This is a genomic window from Nonomuraea insulae (assembly GCF_042656245.1).
Window position 1 is genome coordinate 144,294 of sequence record NZ_JBHSPA010000003.1, and the last position, 14,945, is coordinate 159,238.

Genomic DNA, 14,945 nt, shown 5'->3' on the forward strand with positions numbered 1-14,945 from the left:
CCGAGTGCCGTACGTCCCCGCGTGGCGGCACTCGGCTGGTTCCTGGCAGGTGCTACGAACCGCGTTAGTACACTGACAAGAGTCGTGACGTGCTGATCACCTGCGAGGGGCGGTGGGATCTATGCGGCGGAGCCGTACAGTGCACGCGCTGCGTGCCGTCCTGCTCGTGACCCTCGCCCTGGGCGTGTGCGGCATGCATACCCTCGGACACCTGGATGGCCGGCACGGCGGCTCCTCTGCCGCTGTCCACGGTATGAAGGCGACTCCAGGCCCCGTTTCCGTTGTTGTTCCCGCGGGCTCAGAGGCATTTGTTCCCGAGCGTGAGATGCCCGGGTTCGACCCGACGGACGTCTGCCTGGCCGTGCTCATGTCGTTCGTGGTCCTGCTGTTGATCACAGCCTGGACCAGAGTGGGACGACGCATTGCTGACGAGGGCCGGATGCCCCTGTCCGTCAGGCAGGTCGCCAGGCCTCCGCCGAGGCTCGTTTCCCGGCGCCTGGCGATTCTCTCGATGTTGCGCATATAGGCCGACGGCTCATGCGGGACGGGCTTCCGGCCTGCCCGCGCGCAGGCCCAGACTTCTGACACGATCGAGAGAGCAAACAGCAATGCGCATCAACCGCAAGATGTCCGTGGCCGTCGGTGCAGGCGCCCTCGCGCTGGTGACCGCCTGTGGCGGCAATGGCGACTCCATGGCCGGGCACGAGGCAATGGGCAGCAGCGCGCCTGCCGCCACCACCGCCAGTGCGCAGCCTTCGGCCACGTTCAACGACGCGGACGTCACGTTCGCGCAGATGATGATCCCGCACCACGAGCAGGCGGTCGAGATGGCCGACCTCGCGCCGACGCGCGCGGCCGACCCGGAGATCAAGGAGCTCGCGGCGAAGATCAAGGCCGCCCAGGACCCGGAGATCCAGACCATGAAGGACTGGCTGACCGAGTGGGGCAAGGCCGCGCCCGAGGACGGCATGGGGCATGACATGCCCGGCGTCATGCCCGAGGAGGACATGACCAAGCTCAAGGCGGTCAAGGGGGCCGAGTTCGACAAGCTGTTCGCCCAGCAGATGATCGCCCACCACAACGGCGCGATCGAGATGGCCCGTACCGAGCAGTCGGGTGGCTCGAACCCCGAGGCGAAGGAACTGGCCAAGGCCATAGAAACCACGCAGCAGGCCGAGGTGGAGCAGTTGCGGAAGATCCTCGACCGGCTCTGATCGCATGACCTGTCCGGGCTTCGGGGACGCCCGGACAGGTCATGCTGGTCGCCCCGAACCAGCTCACCGGCACGTTCAATCTCCTCGCCGGGCTTGAGCCGACTGCGCGGGAAGCGTAGGGACGGCTTGTTCAACGCGTTCGGTCAACATCGCCTGGAAGTCCGCGCAACTGGCGAAGTCTTCGTGGTCGCAGGTCAGCGCGCAGTCGATGAGCTCGAGCGACGCTTGGGCCTGGGTAATGCGCCGCACCAGGCCTTGGCGGTGGCGATGGAGGATCTCCCGACGGGCAGCTGGCTCCGCTGTGGTGAGCATCTCGCGGAGGTTCTCCAAGCCGATGCCCGCTTGCCTGGCTTGGAGGATCACCGCTATGCGGTAGAGGTCATCGCGGCTGTAGCGGCGGCGGTCGCCCACGGCGCGGGCGGGGGCGAGCAGCCCCATCGCCTCCCAGTGGCGCAGAACATGGGGCGCGAGTTCGAACCGGGCCGCCACATCGCCAATTGCCATAGCCGGATTTGACTTCATGTCGACATTAAGTCGCAAGGTGTGGTGCATGTCCAACCACACAGAACTCATCAAGCTGCTCGACATCGCCGACGCCGTCCCGGCCGCCGCCATGCTTCGCGCCCGCTCGTACGAACTGCTCCGACTTCGGCCAGGGGACTCCGCCGTCGATGTGGGCTGCGGGGCCGGCCGAGCGGTGGCCGAGCTGTACGACAGGAAGGTGGCGGCGGTCGGCGTGGACGTCAGCGAGGAGATGATCACGGTTGCCCAGCAGCGCCGGCCCGACGCTGATTTCCGGATCGGCGACGCCTATGAGCTCCCTCTGGGCGACGGCGAGATGGCCGGTTACCGCGCGGACAAGGTCTTCCACGAGCTCGACGACGCCACCCAAGCGCTGGTCGAGGCCAACCGGGTGCTGGCTCCGGGCGGGCGGATCGTCCTCATCGGGCAGGACTGGGATTCCTTCATCATCGACTCCCAGCAACCCGATCTCACGCGCACGATCGTGCATGCCCGCGCCGATCTGATCGTCAATCCGCGCGCGGCCCGCAGTTACCGCAACGTGCTGCTGGACGCCGGCTTCCGCGAGGTGGAGGTGGAGGTGCACGTCGGGATCTTCACCGACAAGACGATGCTCGGCATGCTGACCGGCATCGCCGAGGCTGTACACGCGGCCGGGATCATCACCCGAGAGCAGTACGACACCTGGACTGCCGAACAGCTGCGGCGGGCCGAACAGAACCGGCTATTCCTTGCGCTGCCGCTGTTCCTCGCTTCCGCCACGCTGGGTTAGGAGTCACCTGCGCATACGGTGGGCCACATCGCGGATCGCCGCCACCAGCCGATCGACGTCGTCCGTCGTGGTGAACAGCGCAGGAGTCACCCGGACACAGTCGCCTCCGCTCAGGCCGCCGCGCCGGACGGTGAAGATGCGGTGGCGGTTCATCAACTGGTCGGCGAGGGCGACGTTGTCGGCCTCACTGGTACGTCCTGCGATGCGGAACGCGGTGATGGCCCCGTACATGGCCGGATCCTCGGGAGTCAGGATCTGCAGCCCAGGCGTGCCACGGAGCTGGTGCACCCAGCGGTCGCGCAGGTAGCGCAAGCGGGCCTGCTTGGCGGGGGCGCCAAGGGAGTCGTGGAAGTCGAGCGCGGCATCGGCGGCCAGGATCGGGGCGACGTTCATGGTGCCGGAATGGACCCGGGAGCGGATGTCGTCGGCGGGGTACGTCTCGTCGGCGAAGGCGAGGTCGATGTCGGCGAGGCGGCTCCTGCCGATGTAGAGGAACCCGGCCCCGAGAGGCAGGCCCATCCACTTGTGCAGGGAGAAGACGGCGAACTCGGCGCCGAGGTCGGCCATGGTGAAGTCCAGCTGGCCCCAGGAATGAGCGGCGTCGACGATGACGTCCACACCGCGCCGGCGCGCCATCGCGGTGATCTCCTTGACCGGTGTCACCAGGCCGGTGCGGTTGTTCATATGCGAGAGCAGGAGCAGCCGGACGCGGGGGTGATCACGGAGGGCGCGTGCGTAGGCGTCCAGCACGGTCTGCCGCGTGGCCGGCTCGGGGATGATCAGCCGTTCGACGCGTACGCTGCGGCGTTCCCGCAGCCAGTTCATCGCGTACTGGCCGCTGTGGTAGTCGAGGTCGGCGTACATGACCGCGTCCCCGGGACGCAGGCGGCGGTAGCCGGTGATGAGGTTCTGCAGGGCCTCGGTGCCGCCGCGGGTCAGGGCGATCTCTGTCATATCGACGCCCAGCATGGTGGCGATGCGCCGGCGTACCTGGTCGGCCTGCGCCTTGTACGTGGTGCGCAGCAGGTGGGAACTGCGCTCGTTGAGGTGGTCGACGGCGCGGTGGTAGGCCCGGCGCACCGGCTCCGGCATGACGCCGTAGTAGCCGTTCTCCAGGTTGACGAACTCGGTGCTGACCCGGAACTGCCCGGCCACGGTGGCCCAGTAGTTCTCATCGCGTGCGAGTCGTTCGGGAGCGACGTGACGGGGAGCCGCGAGAGCGGAACCGGCTCTCGTACTGACGGCCACCGTGCCGAGCCCGGTCATCAGGGCGCGTCGAGAGAGGTGCATAGCGAGGCTCCACAGAATGTAGCGGAACTGATCTTAATTGTCGCTCGTACAGCATTTCGCACGTGCACTGTCGGCGTCGGACATTGTCGCCGACTTTGCGGAAACCTTTGGTTTCACTGGGCGCGTCCTGCCTCTTGACGGGCATTATTGTTCATGATGACTGTGGCGCGATCATTCCGTCTGCGCCGTCCGGCCACATGGAATGCCGGGCGGCTTCTGGCGCGTGCCCTGATCGCCCTCGCGCTGTTCACCGGAGTGGTTTTCGCCCATGGCGGCGCGTGTGCGGCCATGGTGCTGTCAGAGGCGGACGTGCATCCTGCCCACACTTCGTTGGCCTGGCAAGACGCGGGGTGCGTGCACCACGAATTGCCGGAAAACCATCGTCATGGGACCGAGCAGGAACTTTCGGCATTCAGCCCGGACGGTGCATCCGCGCCAGTCGTCAGAATGGCGTCCACGTGCATCGGTTCGCCGTGGATGGCCGAAAGCCCTCCCGCGGCTCCTGCGGAAATAGCGCTCTCTTCTTTTCTATATCGGGAAAAACTCGGCGTGATGCGCATATAGGACCTCGGCCTGTGCTGTCGTCTTCTCTTCCATGTGGCAAGGCGGTTATTCCGTCATGCCGGATAGCGTCACTGAGCCGAGGATTCTCCAATGACATCGCAAATCGCCTTCGCGCGCCCGGAAAGCGCGCTGACAACCGGACATGCGTCTCTCTCGCTCGCGGTCGGGGACACGCCGCTTGCTCTCGTAGCCGACCCGTTCGTGCCCGATGGACAGTCCTTCTGGGCCAAGCTCGAAGGCTTCAACCCCGGCGGCATCAAGGACCGCCCCGGTCTGCACATGATCCGCCAGGCCCGCGCACGCGGCGGCCTGCGCCCCGGTGGCACGATCATCGAATCCACCAGCGGCACCCTTGGGCTGGGCCTCGCACTGGCCGGCATCGTCTTCGGACATCCCGTCGTGCTGGTGGCCGACCCGGGCATGGAACCGCTGATGTGCAGACTGCTCGGCTCCTACGGCGTACGGCTGGAGATCGTGACCGAGCCCCATCCGACCGGAGGCTGGCAGGAAGCCCGGCGGGAGCGCGTCCAGCAGCTGATGCGGGAGCTACCCGGCTCCTACTGCCCCGACCAGTACAACAATCCCGACAACGTCGACGCCTACGCCGGGCTGGCCCACGAACTGCTCCGCCAGCTGCCCCACATCGACGTGCTCGTCTGCTCGGTGGGCACGGGCGGGCACAGCGCGGGCATCTACCGGGTTCTGCGCCGCCACAACCCCCGCCTGCGGCTCGTGGGCGTCGACACCGTCGGCTCGACCATCTTCGGCCAACCGGCCAGGCCCCGGCTGATGCGCGGACTGGGCAGCAGCATCTACCCGCGCAACGTCGACTACGACGCCTTCAGCGAGGTGCACTGGGTCAGCGCCGCCGAAGCCGTGTGGACCTGCCGCACCATGGCCCGTCAGCATTACGTCACCGGCGGATGGAGCACGGGAGCCGTCGCGCTGGTGGCGCGGTGGCTGGCGCGGACCGGCCCGGCCGAGCGCAGCGTCGTGGCGGTCTTCCCCGACGGCCCGTGGCGCTACTGGAACACCATCTTCGACGACGACTACTGCCGGGCTCACGACCTGCTCGACGCGCCACCCGCCGACGAGCCGGAAGAGGTGGACTCTCCACGCGACCACGAGGTACACCGCTGGACCCGATGCGCCAACGTGATCGATCCGCTCGCCACCGCGTCTCGGAAGGCCGGCTGATGACGGGGACCATCCGCCAGTTCCGGTCGTTCAACCGCCCCATCCAGCTGCTGCAGGTCAACCAGGTGGGCATCAACCTGGGCTTCTACATGCTCATGCCGTACCTGGCCACGCATCTGGCCGGAGCGGCCGGCCTCGCGACCTGGATGATCGGGCTCATCCTCGGCATACGCAACCTGAGCCAGCAGGGCCTGTTCCTCCTCGGCGGCACCCTGTCGGACCGGCTCGGCTACAAAGGCGTGATCATGGCCGGGTGCGCGCTGCGGACTGTCGGGTTCGCCCTGTTCGGCCTGGCAGGCTCCGTGCCCTGGCTGATCACCGCCGCCGTCCTGACCGGGCTGGCCGGAGCGCTGTTCAACCCGGCCGCCCGCGCCTACCTCTCCCACGAGGCGGGCGAGCGCAAGGTGGAGGCGTTCGCCGTGTTCAACGTCTTCTACCAGGCGGGCATCCTGGCCGGGCCACTCGTCGGCGTCGCGCTGCTGAACCTCGGTTTCCAGAGCATCTGCCTGTCGGCGGCGGCCATCTTCGCGCTCCTGACCCTGCTGCAAGGCTTCTATCTGCCCGCCCGCCACGGAGCCGAGGCCGACTCCAACCGGCCGGTGCTCCACGATTGGCGCGAGGTCCTCACCAACCGGACCTTCCTCTCCTTCGCCGTCGCGATGATCGCCTCGTACGCGCTGTCGTACCAGATGTATCTGGGTCTGCCCATCGAGGCGCAGCGTGTCAGCGGCGGCGACTCGGCCACTGCCATGCTGTACGTGATCTCCGCGGTCCTCGGCATCGCCGGGCAGGTGCGGGTGACCGCGTGGTGTTCGGCCAGGTGGAGCCGGGGCCAGGCCATCACTCGCGGGCTGCTGCTCATGAGCGTGGCGTTTCTGCCTATGGCCGCGGCGGCGCATGTCACGCTGCCTGGGCCGCTCGCCTGGGCACCCGTCATCGTCTGCGTCGTGCTGCTCACGGCCGGGACGCTGGTGGCCTTTCCGTTCGAGATGGCGCTCATCGCCGACGTCGGCGGCGGCCGCCTGATCGGCACCTACTACGGCCTGTACAACCTGCTGTCCGGATTCGGCATCCTGGCCGGAAACCTGCTCAGCGGTGCGGCCATGGATCTGAGCCGCGCCTCCGGTCTGCCCGGCCTGCCCTGGATCCTGCTCGTTGCCGCCGGTCTCGGATCGACTGCGGCGGTCCGGTACCTGGAGCGGAGTGGACGTCTGAAGGGCGTGGCACCAAGCGCAGTCGCTTCCACGGCATCCTGACGTCTCTTACTGGGGCCGTCTCCGAGCGGCCCCAGTTCCGCCGCTACACGTTGTCGTCGCGCTCGGGATGAATCGCCTGCGTATGCTCGGTGTGCGCGACCGCGAGATCGAGCAACATCCGGACATGTGCGTCGTCGAGCCGGTAGTACGCCATCCGCCCGGCCCGCCGTACCGACACCACCCGATGAGCGCGCAGCAGCCGCAGCGCGTGCGAGGTGGCCGATTCGCTCAGCCCGCTCACCACGGCGAGGTCACAGACGCACAACTCGCCCTCCAACAGCGCCAGCAAGACGCGCAACCGGCCAGGATCGGACAGCAACCCGAAAACATCCGCGGTGTCGGCCAGATCGTCATCGGCGGGCATGCGCGAGCGCACCACCGAGACCCGCTCGGCATCGACGACGCGGGTGCTGCAGCCCTCGATATCCGTCACCTGATCAGTTGAAGAACTCTTCACACACCAACCATAGGTCCCAGGAGACCAGCGCACGTCCCGCCCGCTCCTGAGGGCGTCGTGCTCGCCGTGGCCGAGCATCGGGGCCAAGGCTGTCGAGCCTGCGGGCACGTCCCGCTGCGCGACCACCTCAGCTATCTTCTACACTCCGTAGAAACAATCGGTGGTGAGGAGTCCTACGTGCCGCAGCAACAGGACCGGGGTGAGGCCCGGCGCGCCAAGGTCGAGGCCCTGCGCGCAGAGGAGAAGCAGCGTTCCGCGCGCAGGAGGAACGTCACCATGTCGGTTGCCGCGATCGGCGTGTTCGCGGTGGTGGTGGCCGTATGGCTGGCGATCGGCAGCCTGGGCTCAGGAGCGGACAGGACGGGCGACAACTCCGCGGCGGCCGGTGGGCCGCAAGTGGTTCGTGAGGACAGCCACCGGCTGCAGACCGCCGCGGACGGCAAGGTGACGCTGGTGGAGTTCCTCGACTTCGAATGCGAAGCCTGCAAGGCGTACTTCCCCACGGTCGAACAGCTCCGAAAGGACTACGCGGGAAAGGTCACGTTCGTCGCCCGCTACTTCCCGATCGGCAGCCACTTCAACGCCGAGCGCGCCGCGCGGGCCGTGGAGGCCGCCGCCCAGCAGGGCAAGTTCGATGCGATGTACCAGCAGATGTACCAGACCCAGACCCAGTGGGCCGAGAAGCAGGTGCCGGCCGACGCGTTCTTCCGCAAGCTGGCCGAGGGGCTGGGGCTGGACCTGGCCGCCTGGGACAAGGCGTATGAGGATCCGGCCACGCTGGCGAGGGTCAAGAAGGACGCCGCCGACGGTGAGGCGCTGGGCGTGCAGGGCACCCCGACGTTCTTCCTCAACGGCAAGAAGATCGAGCCCCGTACCCCCGACGAGTTCAAGGCGGCCATCGATGCGGCGCTCGCTCAGTAACACCACGCCCTCCTTGGGCGTCGTCCCCGCCATCGAACGTGAGCGTGAGCCCTTCCCCCGCCTGCTGCCGCGGTTGCTGCTGATCGGTGGTGGGGTTGGGCTGATCGCCGCTTTCATCCTGACGATCGAGAAGATCGCCCTGCTGGCGGACCCGGCCTACGTTCCGAGCTGCAGCATCAACCCGGTGTTGTCCTGCGGGTCGATCATGCGTACGCCACAGGCCGAACTCTTCGGCTTCCCCAACCCGTTGCTGGGCATCGCCTCCTTCGCCATCGTCACCACGGTCGGTGCGTCCCTGCTGGCCGGTGCTCGGTTGCCGCACTGGTTCTGGCTCGGTCTGCAAGCCGGAGCCACCGCCGGCGTGGTCTTCGTGCACTGGCTGATCTTCCAGAGTCTCTATGTCATCGGCGCGCTGTGCCCGTACTGCATGCTCGTGTGGGCCGTGACCGTACCGATCTTCTGGTACGTCACCGTGCGCAACGTGGTCCACGGGCACCTCCCCGCGCCAGGGGCCATGCGCCGCCTCGCCGGGACGCTCGCCACGTACCACACCGTGCCGCTCACCATCTGGTTCCTCGCCCTCATCACCATGATCGGGGTTCGGTTCTGGTCCTACTGGAGCACCTTGCTCTAGGGCGTTCTCCATGCTGGACATCGTGTGGGTGGAGGCAAACTGATCGACACCATCACTGCGCCCGCCGTGAAAAGGCACCCCTACCCCGCCCGACGGCTCCTCGATCGGCGAGTTCGCCACGATGAGCTACTCCGGCCCAGGTGACGTCACCGCGACCCTGCAGAACGTGGACCTCGTGCTGCCGCCAGGACCGACCCCCAGCACCTCGAACTCCGGCTGCCAGGCCGCCGACTTCGCCGGCTTCACCCCGGGCAACATCGCCCTCATCCAGCGCGGAACGTGCGACAACGGCACGGACTTCGACGGCCGCTCAGACTACGGGCCCTTCATCGCGACCGGCGTCCCCTCTGGGCTGTTCACCGGGGCGGAGGGCGTCAAGACAGCCGAGGAGGCCGCGCTGTTCGGCGGCACCGCGGGCCAGCCCTACGACCCCTGCTACCACCAGGCGCAACATCAGCGACAAGGCGCTCGCGCTGAACACCGGAGCGATCGCCACGGCCGCCGTCGTCTACGCCCTCTCCTCCGACCTGCCCGGACCCGACGCCAGGGCCGCGAGGTCCGCGCGCGGGGCCGCGGCGGACAGCGGCGCCGACATTCAGGGCAAGAGCAGGAGATAGTCGCATATTCACCTTGCGGGCGGGGCCGGCCGTCCTCGGTCCGGCTCCGCCCGCCGGTAGCCTTCTACGGAGCGTAGACGGCAGCGGGAGGGTGCGATGGTGCGGCTCGGCAACCTGGAGCGATCAATCATGGAAGCCCTCTGGAGCCACCCGGAGGGCATGTTCGCCCAGGACATCGCCCAAGGGCTGCCGTCTCAGCCGGCCGTCACGACCGTACTGACCGTTCTGCTGCGGCTGTCGCAGAAAGACCTGGTTTCGCGCGAAAGGATCGGCCGCGCTCACCTCTACAAGGCGAAGGCGGGCAGGGACGCCTTCGTCGCGGAGGTGATGCGTGCCGCCCTGGAAGAGGCCGGCGACCTCGCGGCGACCGCTCAACACTTCGTCGGCACGGTGACACCCGAGATGGCAGCAGCCCTGCGGGAAGCACTGAACGGGCGGGGCGGGACCGCACCGTGACCGTCTGGCTGGTGGCGGCCGGCGTCGCGCTCGCGCCGATCGCGCTCGGTGGCCGGCTGGCCGCCGCGCCGTGGACGTACCGTCATCCCCGAGCGGCACTGGTGCTCTGGCAAGCCAGTTGTCTGGCCGGCGGCCTGGGCGCCGTAGGGATCGGGCTCGTGGCGGCGGTTGCCCCGCTGGCGGCGGTCTTCCCGCACGGCGCGCACACCCTCGCCAGCCAGATCGTCAACGGGCACGGGCTGAACGGGCTCGGACCGCTCCACATCGCGGCGCTCGCCTGGTCGGCCGGATTGATCGTCTGGCTGCTCGTCCACACGACCCGGGTCACCGTGAAGACGATCGCCCAGCAGCGGCGTCAACGCCTGCTCGTGGACGTGGTGGCCGACCATTCGCCGGTCTACGACGCGTACGTGCTGCCGAGCCGGGAACGGGTCGCGTACTGCCTGCCGGGCCGGCGGAAGCGGGTCGTGCTCAGCCAGGGAACTCTCGACCTGCTCAGCCCGCAGGAGCTGGAGGCGGTGCTCGGGCACGAGCGGGCGCATGCTCGCGGCCGTCACGATCTGGTCCTGCTGCCCTTCATCGCGCTGGCTCGGGCGTTTCCCTGGCTTCCGGCCGCCCGGACGGCGCGCGAGACTGTTCCCACGCTGCTGGAGATGATCGCCGACGACCACGCTCGTCGCACGCACGGCGAATACGTGCTGGCCCGGACTCTCGTCCGGATGGCCAGCCCGCAACTCGACGACGGAGCGGGTACGTTCGCCCTGGCCGATGCCGCCGTGGCCGAACGGGTCTTCCGCCTGCTACGCCACCACGAACGCCCGCGCTGGGTGCCGGCCGCGGCATACTCGGCCGCCACCTTGCTGCTCAGCGGACCCTTCGCGGTCCTGCTGGCCCCGCTGCTCTGCATCACCGTCTGGAACATCTGACAGGCGTGAAGAGCGAGCGTCGGCCAGTTGCCGCAACGTCGCGACCTTCATCGCTTCTAATGTCCTTCCTCGCGGCCGGCGCCGCTGGTACTGGTGCTGGTAGGTGAGTGGAGGTCAGGCGGCCTGGAGTACGGCGGCCAGGTCGTCGGGGACCGGCATGGGCTGGGTGAGGCCGACGCGGGCGCGGCCGGTGTTGCCCTCGGGGTAGCGATCCAGCGCCGAGCCGGGCGCCGCGACGATGATGCGCACGACCTGGCCCAGGGCTTCGCGGCGGTCGCGCTGGGCCACGGCGAGGGCGAACATCGCGATGTGGTTGGCGGTGTGCGGCCAGGGCCAGGGCTGGGACAGGATATGGGCGCGCTCCAGGTGCCGCCAGCGGGCCTCCGCCTGCGTGGCGACGCGGGCGGCGCGCATCTCGGCCTGGTAGGCGGCGCGCACGCGCTCAGGCATCCGGCCGATCATCATGCCTCCTGATCATCGTGTCGATGCTGACGGTGGCGGGGGTGTCGCTCTGGCAGCAGTCGTCGGCGCAGCCTTCCTCGTTCGCCGTGGCGGCCTCGTCGGCGGGGGCGAGGGGGTGCGGGCAGCAGGCGTCCCCGCGCCAGGCTTCGCGACCTTCCTTGACCGCGACGGCGGCGATCACCAGGGCGGCGATCGGATCGGCCCAGGACCAGCCGAACAGGCTGTTGAGCGCCAGTCCGACGAGCAGCACGCCGGACAGGTAGGTGCACAGCAGGGTCTGTTTGGAGTCGGCCACCGCGGAGGCGGAGCCGAGTTCGCGGCCGGCGCGGCGCTGAGCGTACGACAGGAACGGCATGATCGCCAGGGACAGCGCGGCCAGGATCAGTCCGGCGGTGGAGTGCTCGGCCTCGCCGACGCCGAGCAGGGCGCGGACGGCGTCGAAGGTGACGTAGGCGGCCAGCGCGAAGAACGAGATCGCGATGACGCGCAGCGCGGTCTTCTCACGGCGTTCGTGGTCGGTGGCGGAGAACTGCCAGGCCACGGCAGCGGCTGAGGCGACCTCTACCACGGAGTCGAGGCCGAAGCCGATCAGCGCCGCTGACGAGGCGATGCTGCCGGCGGTGATGGCGACGGCGGCCTCGATGACGTTGTACGTGATGGTCGCCGCGACCAGCAGCCGGACCCGCCGCCGCAGGACGGTCCGCCGGGCCGGGGCGACCGGGTTCAGCGTGGTCACGACACCGCCTCCCCTGTGATGTGGTCGCCGGTCTGCTCATGGAGGCGGGCGAGATCATGGTCGAGTTCGCTGGGGCCGTCGGCCGCGGTGGCCGGCTGGGTGCCGCTGTCGGGGCACAGTGTCACGGCGTGGCCGGTGGCGGCGAGCAATAGCTCGGCGGAGGCCAGCAGGTCCATGAGTTCGGGCCGGGTCAGGGAGTAGAAGGACTGGCGGCCTTCGGCGCGGAAGTCGATCAGGTCGCAGTCGCGCAGGCAGGCCAGGTGCTTGGACACCGTGGACTGCGCCAGCCCCAACTCGCCGGTCAAATCCACCACGCGCGCCTCGCCGCGCGCGAGCCGCCGCACGATGCGCAGCCGGGTCTCATCGGCCAAGGAGTGGAACAGCGCCGCCGCCGGGGAGATGCCGGCGGCGATGTCTGCGCTGACACACCGGCCGCCTTCTGGATCAATCGCCATATCGCGATGATAGCTCGAATGGGGAATGTTTTGGCAATGGGCGCCATCGATCGTGAGCATCAATCCACACCGGCGCCGGCTCCTGCCCGGCGTGGGCGAGGACCCTGGTCCAGGGCGATGCGCAGGGCCGCCACCAGCGTCGGCACCGACGGCGCCCCTTCCAGGCGGCCCTGCGCATCGCGATACATCCGGCAGGCCAGACCGGTCGGGGTCGCGGGAGCGGCGAACGGGTCGTGGCCGTCGATCAGCAACGTCGGCGAGCCGCGCATCTGCCAGCGATCCGCCTGCTCGGCGTCGCTCACCGTGCGGCGCGTGATCGTGGCGGCCTCCGTCGCGCCGGTCTCGGCCAGCGCCTGGGCCAGGCGCCGCTCCAGCGTCGGGGCGTTCGGGCAGTCCGGCACCGTCACCACGATCAGCTCCATCGCCCGGCCTCCTCATGCTCTCGTCCTGCGGGGTTGGCCTTCGGTTCGAAGGTAAACCTTCCACTGCGGTGGAAGGTCAAGGCTCTGGTCTTGGGGATATGCGCATCGGCACTCTGGCCGCCGCAGCGGGTTTGTCCACCAAGACCATCCGCTTCTACGAACAGGCCGGCCTGTGGCTACTCAGGCTGTCCGTGCTGTGGGCAAGGCTCTGAGGATGGCGATGATGCGGAGCAGGCTCGCTGGTACGGCCAGTGCCAGCGGCCACGGCGCGGTGGGCGCCACGGTGACGATCGCGATGAGCATGCCCGCGTCGAGCATCATGAGTCCGGCCGCGCCTGCCAAGGCGGCAGTGCGGGTTCGCTGGTAGGCGTGTTGCGCGCGGGCGGCCGTCAGCAGTATCGCGACGACGGCCACGAGTCCCGCCCCGTAGCCGATGCGGGCGGGGGCGGGCACCGGCCAGGTCCACACCTGCGCCGCGATCAGGCTGAGCCCCCACAGCACTGCCATGATCGGGCCGGTTAGCAGCAGCGTGACCGCGATGCGTCGCCAGGGGGAGGCGCGGACGAACGCCGTGGTGATGGTGTCGGCGTCGCCGAACTCGCTCAGGGCGGCGCGCGCGGCCTTGTCCGGGTCGCCCAGCTGCGCCAGGTGGACCTCGTAGGTCTCCTGTAGCCCGTCGGCCAGTTCCTGCACCGCCTTGGCGGGCAGCCGGCGGGACAGGAGGGCGAGCTGAGTGGTGATCAGTTGGTGGCCGGCCATGTCCGGGTTCCCAGCGCGGCGGTGACGGCGGTGGCGAACTCCCGCCAGTTGGCCCGCTCGCCGGACAGAGCCGTTCGGCCGCTGGCGGTGAGCTCGTAGGTGCGGCGGCGGCGTCCCGCTACGACCGACCAGCTTCCGGCGATCAGGCCGGCTCGCTCCAGGCGGTGCAGGGCGGGGTAGACGGTGCCGGTGGGCAGGTCGATGCGGCCCTCGGTGGCCTCGCGCAGGGCTTCCTTGACCGCGTACCCGTGCAAGGGGCCGGTTTCGAGGGCGGCCAGCAGCAGGCCGTCCAGGTGTCCTTTGAGCGCTTCCGCCCGCATAGGTAGTAACGCTATATCGGGCCTTCCGCCCAGGCAACGGCCGGAGTAGCGTCCCTATATATAGCATTGCTACCTATAGGGGTGCCGGGTGGACGAGATCGACGTTCTGGGAATCCCGGTGGCGAACGCCGGCCCGGTCTTCTTCGCCGCGCTTGCCGTCCATGTCACCGCTGGGCTGGCCTGCGTGACGTGCGGCGCGGTGGCCGCCTTGTCGCGCAAGGGCGGGGCCCGGCACCGGCGATTCGGCCGGATCTATCTGCCGGGGCTGGGGGTGGTGTCCGCCTCGATGGCGGTGCTGTCGGCAATCCGGTGGCGGGAGAATGCGCCGCTGTTCGTCATCGGCTGCCTGGCCTTCGGTGTCGCGCTGGTCGGCTACCTGATGCGGTACCGCCGGCCGGTTGTGCACATCGCGGGCATGGGAGTGTCCTACGTGGCACTGCTGAGCGGCTTCTACCTCGACAACGGCCCGCATCTGCCGTTCTGGGAGCACTTGCCCGCCTGGAGCCACCCGACGCTGCCGATCGCGGTCGGGGTGCCGCTGATCGTTCGGGCGATCTGGCGCAGGCGGTCCGCGCGCAAGGTGACGCCATGATCATCATCCTCTTGGAGGCAGCCGCGCTGGACGTGCTCCCCCGTGATGGCTTCCCGGTGCCGGGCATGCAGGTGGCCGATAAGGTCGCCCACAGCACACCGAGGCGAAAGGGAAGAACCGGGCGTGAATGCGAGCGTCGTCGGGCAGGCGGCGGGGTTGTTCGCCGTCACGAACATCGATGACATCGTGATCTTGGCGTTGTTCTCAGAATGCTGGTCGCGACAGATTCTGAGACATGAGTGATCTTGCCGATCCGGCCGCCATCGAAGCGGTCAGCTGCCCGACCTGTTAGGCGCCTACCAGCAGCGCCGGCCGCACCCGGGGCGGATCCGGTCTCGCCCCGGTGCCGCCCGAGCTGGATGGGCGACGCCGG

At 68.8% G+C, this 14,945-nt stretch carries 22 protein-coding genes; 13 read left to right on the top strand and 9 right to left on the bottom strand.

The window, feature by feature from the left end; genetic code table 11:
• The first annotated feature begins 608 nt into the window (after positions 1-608).
• Entirely contained in the window at positions 609-1,214 is a 606-nt protein-coding gene (locus ACFPZ3_RS01175; RefSeq protein WP_379512008.1) for a DUF305 domain-containing protein, read from the top strand.
• Positions 1,215-1,289: 75 nt separating this feature from the next.
• On the opposite strand, the gene ACFPZ3_RS01180 is transcribed toward ACFPZ3_RS01175, so the two are convergent.
• Positions 1,290-1,766, bottom strand: a complete 477-nt coding sequence (locus ACFPZ3_RS01180; RefSeq protein ID WP_379512009.1) for a helix-turn-helix domain-containing protein — start codon at positions 1,764-1,766, stop codon at positions 1,290-1,292.
• On the opposite strand from ACFPZ3_RS01180, the gene ACFPZ3_RS01185 reads away from it, so the two are divergent.
• Positions 1,765-2,508, top strand: a complete 744-nt coding sequence (locus ACFPZ3_RS01185) for a methyltransferase domain-containing protein (RefSeq protein WP_379512010.1) — start codon at positions 1,765-1,767, stop codon at positions 2,506-2,508. The genes ACFPZ3_RS01180 and ACFPZ3_RS01185 overlap by 2 nt on opposite strands.
• A 3-nt stretch (positions 2,509-2,511) precedes the next feature.
• Here the strand turns inward: ACFPZ3_RS01185 and ACFPZ3_RS01190 are convergent, their stop codons facing one another.
• Positions 2,512-3,798 (bottom strand): aminotransferase class V-fold PLP-dependent enzyme, encoded by a 1,287-nt coding sequence (locus tag ACFPZ3_RS01190; protein ID WP_379512011.1) that lies wholly within the window; start codon positions 3,796-3,798, stop codon positions 2,512-2,514.
• 153 nt (positions 3,799-3,951) lie between these two features.
• Here ACFPZ3_RS01190 and ACFPZ3_RS01195 point away from each other — a divergent pair, with 153 nt between their 5' ends.
• The 3 genes from ACFPZ3_RS01195 (at position 3,952) to ACFPZ3_RS01205 (ending at position 6,815) form a co-directional block, all read left to right on the top strand.
• Entirely contained in the window at positions 3,952-4,362 is a 411-nt protein-coding gene (locus ACFPZ3_RS01195; protein WP_379512012.1) for a hypothetical protein, read from the top strand.
• 90 nt (positions 4,363-4,452) lie between these two features.
• Positions 4,453-5,559 (top strand): PLP-dependent cysteine synthase family protein, encoded by a 1,107-nt coding sequence (locus ACFPZ3_RS01200; RefSeq protein ID WP_379512013.1) that lies wholly within the window; start codon positions 4,453-4,455, stop codon positions 5,557-5,559.
• The gene (locus tag ACFPZ3_RS01205; RefSeq protein WP_379512014.1) at positions 5,559-6,815 is read left to right on the top strand and encodes an MFS transporter; all 1,257 of its coding nucleotides are present in this window, start codon (positions 5,559-5,561) and stop codon (positions 6,813-6,815) included. The genes ACFPZ3_RS01200 and ACFPZ3_RS01205 overlap by 1 nt, the downstream gene beginning before the upstream one ends.
• A 43-nt stretch (positions 6,816-6,858) precedes the next feature.
• On the opposite strand, the gene ACFPZ3_RS01210 is transcribed toward ACFPZ3_RS01205, so the two are convergent.
• Positions 6,859-7,398 carry an ArsR/SmtB family transcription factor gene (locus ACFPZ3_RS01210; RefSeq protein ID WP_379512015.1) on the bottom strand — a complete coding sequence of 180 codons (540 nt, stop codon included), beginning with the start codon at positions 7,396-7,398 and terminating at the stop codon, positions 6,859-6,861.
• 51 nt (positions 7,399-7,449) lie between these two features.
• Here ACFPZ3_RS01210 and ACFPZ3_RS01215 point away from each other — a divergent pair, with 51 nt between their 5' ends.
• From ACFPZ3_RS01215 to ACFPZ3_RS01235, 5 genes are all read left to right on the top strand, one after another.
• Positions 7,450-8,193: a DsbA family protein gene (locus ACFPZ3_RS01215; RefSeq protein ID WP_379512016.1), complete on the top strand. Its 744-nt coding sequence runs from the start codon at positions 7,450-7,452 to the stop codon at positions 8,191-8,193.
• A complete protein-coding gene (locus ACFPZ3_RS01220) occupies positions 8,174-8,827 on the top strand; it encodes a vitamin K epoxide reductase family protein (protein WP_379512017.1) in 654 nt (217 codons plus the stop codon). The genes ACFPZ3_RS01215 and ACFPZ3_RS01220 overlap by 20 nt, the downstream gene beginning before the upstream one ends.
• 121 nt (positions 8,828-8,948) lie before the next feature.
• On the top strand, positions 8,949-9,521 hold the full coding sequence (locus ACFPZ3_RS01225) for a protease-associated domain-containing protein (RefSeq protein ID WP_379512018.1): 573 nt from the start codon (positions 8,949-8,951) through the stop codon (positions 9,519-9,521).
• A 19-nt stretch (positions 9,522-9,540) separates the two neighbouring features.
• Positions 9,541-9,900, top strand: a complete 360-nt coding sequence (locus tag ACFPZ3_RS01230; protein ID WP_379512019.1) for a BlaI/MecI/CopY family transcriptional regulator — start codon at positions 9,541-9,543, stop codon at positions 9,898-9,900.
• Positions 9,897-10,826, top strand: a complete 930-nt coding sequence (locus tag ACFPZ3_RS01235; protein ID WP_379512020.1) for a M56 family metallopeptidase — start codon at positions 9,897-9,899, stop codon at positions 10,824-10,826. The genes ACFPZ3_RS01230 and ACFPZ3_RS01235 overlap by 4 nt, the downstream gene beginning before the upstream one ends.
• A gap of 114 nt (positions 10,827-10,940) precedes the next feature.
• Here the strand turns inward: ACFPZ3_RS01235 and ACFPZ3_RS01240 are convergent, their stop codons facing one another.
• Genes ACFPZ3_RS01240 through ACFPZ3_RS01255 form a run of 4 tightly spaced genes read right to left on the bottom strand, consistent with a single transcriptional unit; the run spans position 10,941 to position 12,901 of the window.
• Entirely contained in the window at positions 10,941-11,276 is a 336-nt protein-coding gene (locus ACFPZ3_RS01240) for a DUF3703 domain-containing protein (protein ID WP_379512021.1), read from the bottom strand.
• Positions 11,269-12,024, bottom strand: coding sequence for a cation efflux transmembrane domain-containing protein (locus ACFPZ3_RS01245; RefSeq protein WP_379512022.1), 756 nt, complete (start codon positions 12,022-12,024; stop codon positions 11,269-11,271). The genes ACFPZ3_RS01240 and ACFPZ3_RS01245 overlap by 8 nt, the downstream gene beginning before the upstream one ends.
• The gene (locus tag ACFPZ3_RS01250) at positions 12,021-12,479 is read right to left on the bottom strand and encodes an ArsR/SmtB family transcription factor (RefSeq protein ID WP_379512023.1); all 459 of its coding nucleotides are present in this window, start codon (positions 12,477-12,479) and stop codon (positions 12,021-12,023) included. Before ACFPZ3_RS01250 ends, ACFPZ3_RS01245 begins: the two co-directional genes overlap by 4 nt.
• A 59-nt stretch (positions 12,480-12,538) precedes the next feature.
• Entirely contained in the window at positions 12,539-12,901 is a 363-nt protein-coding gene (locus tag ACFPZ3_RS01255) for an alkylmercury lyase (protein WP_379512024.1), read from the bottom strand.
• Between the two features lie 98 nt (positions 12,902-12,999).
• On the opposite strand from ACFPZ3_RS01255, the gene ACFPZ3_RS01260 reads away from it, so the two are divergent.
• Entirely contained in the window at positions 13,000-13,113 is a 114-nt protein-coding gene (locus tag ACFPZ3_RS01260; RefSeq protein ID WP_379512025.1) for a MerR family DNA-binding transcriptional regulator, read from the top strand.
• On the opposite strand, the gene ACFPZ3_RS01265 is transcribed toward ACFPZ3_RS01260, so the two are convergent.
• Together ACFPZ3_RS01265 and ACFPZ3_RS01270 are read right to left on the bottom strand one after the other, a co-directional pair.
• Positions 13,082-13,660 (bottom strand): hypothetical protein, encoded by a 579-nt coding sequence (locus ACFPZ3_RS01265; RefSeq protein WP_379512026.1) that lies wholly within the window; start codon positions 13,658-13,660, stop codon positions 13,082-13,084. The genes ACFPZ3_RS01260 and ACFPZ3_RS01265 overlap by 32 nt on opposite strands.
• Positions 13,642-13,980, bottom strand: a complete 339-nt coding sequence (locus ACFPZ3_RS01270) for a PadR family transcriptional regulator (RefSeq protein ID WP_379512027.1) — start codon at positions 13,978-13,980, stop codon at positions 13,642-13,644. Before ACFPZ3_RS01270 ends, ACFPZ3_RS01265 begins: the two co-directional genes overlap by 19 nt.
• A gap of 88 nt (positions 13,981-14,068) precedes the next feature.
• Between ACFPZ3_RS01270 and ACFPZ3_RS01275 the strand changes: the two genes are divergently transcribed.
• Positions 14,069-14,572 (top strand): DUF2306 domain-containing protein, encoded by a 504-nt coding sequence (locus ACFPZ3_RS01275; RefSeq protein ID WP_379512028.1) that lies wholly within the window; start codon positions 14,069-14,071, stop codon positions 14,570-14,572.
• Entirely contained in the window at positions 14,569-14,754 is a 186-nt protein-coding gene (locus ACFPZ3_RS01280) for a hypothetical protein (RefSeq protein ID WP_379512029.1), read from the top strand. Before ACFPZ3_RS01275 ends, ACFPZ3_RS01280 begins: the two co-directional genes overlap by 4 nt.
• Positions 14,755-14,945 lie beyond the last annotated feature (191 nt).

What these genes read in the sequence shown, in the direction of transcription:
- ACFPZ3_RS01260 (WP_379512025.1), top strand. Translation starts at nt 13,000, where the DNA reads ATGCGCATCGGCACTCTGGCCGCCGCAGCGGGTTTGTCCACCAAGACC.
- ACFPZ3_RS01220 (WP_379512017.1), top strand. Translation starts at nt 8,174, where the DNA reads ATGCGGCGCTCGCTCAGTAACACCACGCCCTCCTTGGGCGTCGTCCCC.
- ACFPZ3_RS01255 (WP_379512024.1), bottom strand. Translation starts at nt 12,901, where the DNA reads ATGGAGCTGATCGTGGTGACGGTGCCGGACTGCCCGAACGCCCCGACG.
- ACFPZ3_RS01280 (WP_379512029.1), top strand. Translation starts at nt 14,569, where the DNA reads ATGATCATCATCCTCTTGGAGGCAGCCGCGCTGGACGTGCTCCCCCGT.
- ACFPZ3_RS01265 (WP_379512026.1), bottom strand. Translation starts at nt 13,660, where the DNA reads ATGGCCGGCCACCAACTGATCACCACTCAGCTCGCCCTCCTGTCCCGC.
- ACFPZ3_RS01225 (WP_379512018.1), top strand. Translation starts at nt 8,949, where the DNA reads ATGAGCTACTCCGGCCCAGGTGACGTCACCGCGACCCTGCAGAACGTG.
- ACFPZ3_RS01205 (WP_379512014.1), top strand. Translation starts at nt 5,559, where the DNA reads ATGACGGGGACCATCCGCCAGTTCCGGTCGTTCAACCGCCCCATCCAG.
- ACFPZ3_RS01270 (WP_379512027.1), bottom strand. Translation starts at nt 13,980, where the DNA reads ATGCGGGCGGAAGCGCTCAAAGGACACCTGGACGGCCTGCTGCTGGCC.
- ACFPZ3_RS01195 (WP_379512012.1), top strand. Translation starts at nt 3,952, where the DNA reads ATGATGACTGTGGCGCGATCATTCCGTCTGCGCCGTCCGGCCACATGG.
- ACFPZ3_RS01250 (WP_379512023.1), bottom strand. Translation starts at nt 12,479, where the DNA reads ATGGCGATTGATCCAGAAGGCGGCCGGTGTGTCAGCGCAGACATCGCC.
- ACFPZ3_RS01230 (WP_379512019.1), top strand. Translation starts at nt 9,541, where the DNA reads ATGGTGCGGCTCGGCAACCTGGAGCGATCAATCATGGAAGCCCTCTGG.
- ACFPZ3_RS01240 (WP_379512021.1), bottom strand. Translation starts at nt 11,276, where the DNA reads ATGCCTGAGCGCGTGCGCGCCGCCTACCAGGCCGAGATGCGCGCCGCC.
- ACFPZ3_RS01185 (WP_379512010.1), top strand. Translation starts at nt 1,765, where the DNA reads ATGTCCAACCACACAGAACTCATCAAGCTGCTCGACATCGCCGACGCC.
- ACFPZ3_RS01175 (WP_379512008.1), top strand. Translation starts at nt 609, where the DNA reads ATGCGCATCAACCGCAAGATGTCCGTGGCCGTCGGTGCAGGCGCCCTC.
- ACFPZ3_RS01200 (WP_379512013.1), top strand. Translation starts at nt 4,453, where the DNA reads ATGACATCGCAAATCGCCTTCGCGCGCCCGGAAAGCGCGCTGACAACC.
- ACFPZ3_RS01190 (WP_379512011.1), bottom strand. Translation starts at nt 3,798, where the DNA reads ATGCACCTCTCTCGACGCGCCCTGATGACCGGGCTCGGCACGGTGGCC.
- ACFPZ3_RS01180 (WP_379512009.1), bottom strand. Translation starts at nt 1,766, where the DNA reads ATGCACCACACCTTGCGACTTAATGTCGACATGAAGTCAAATCCGGCT.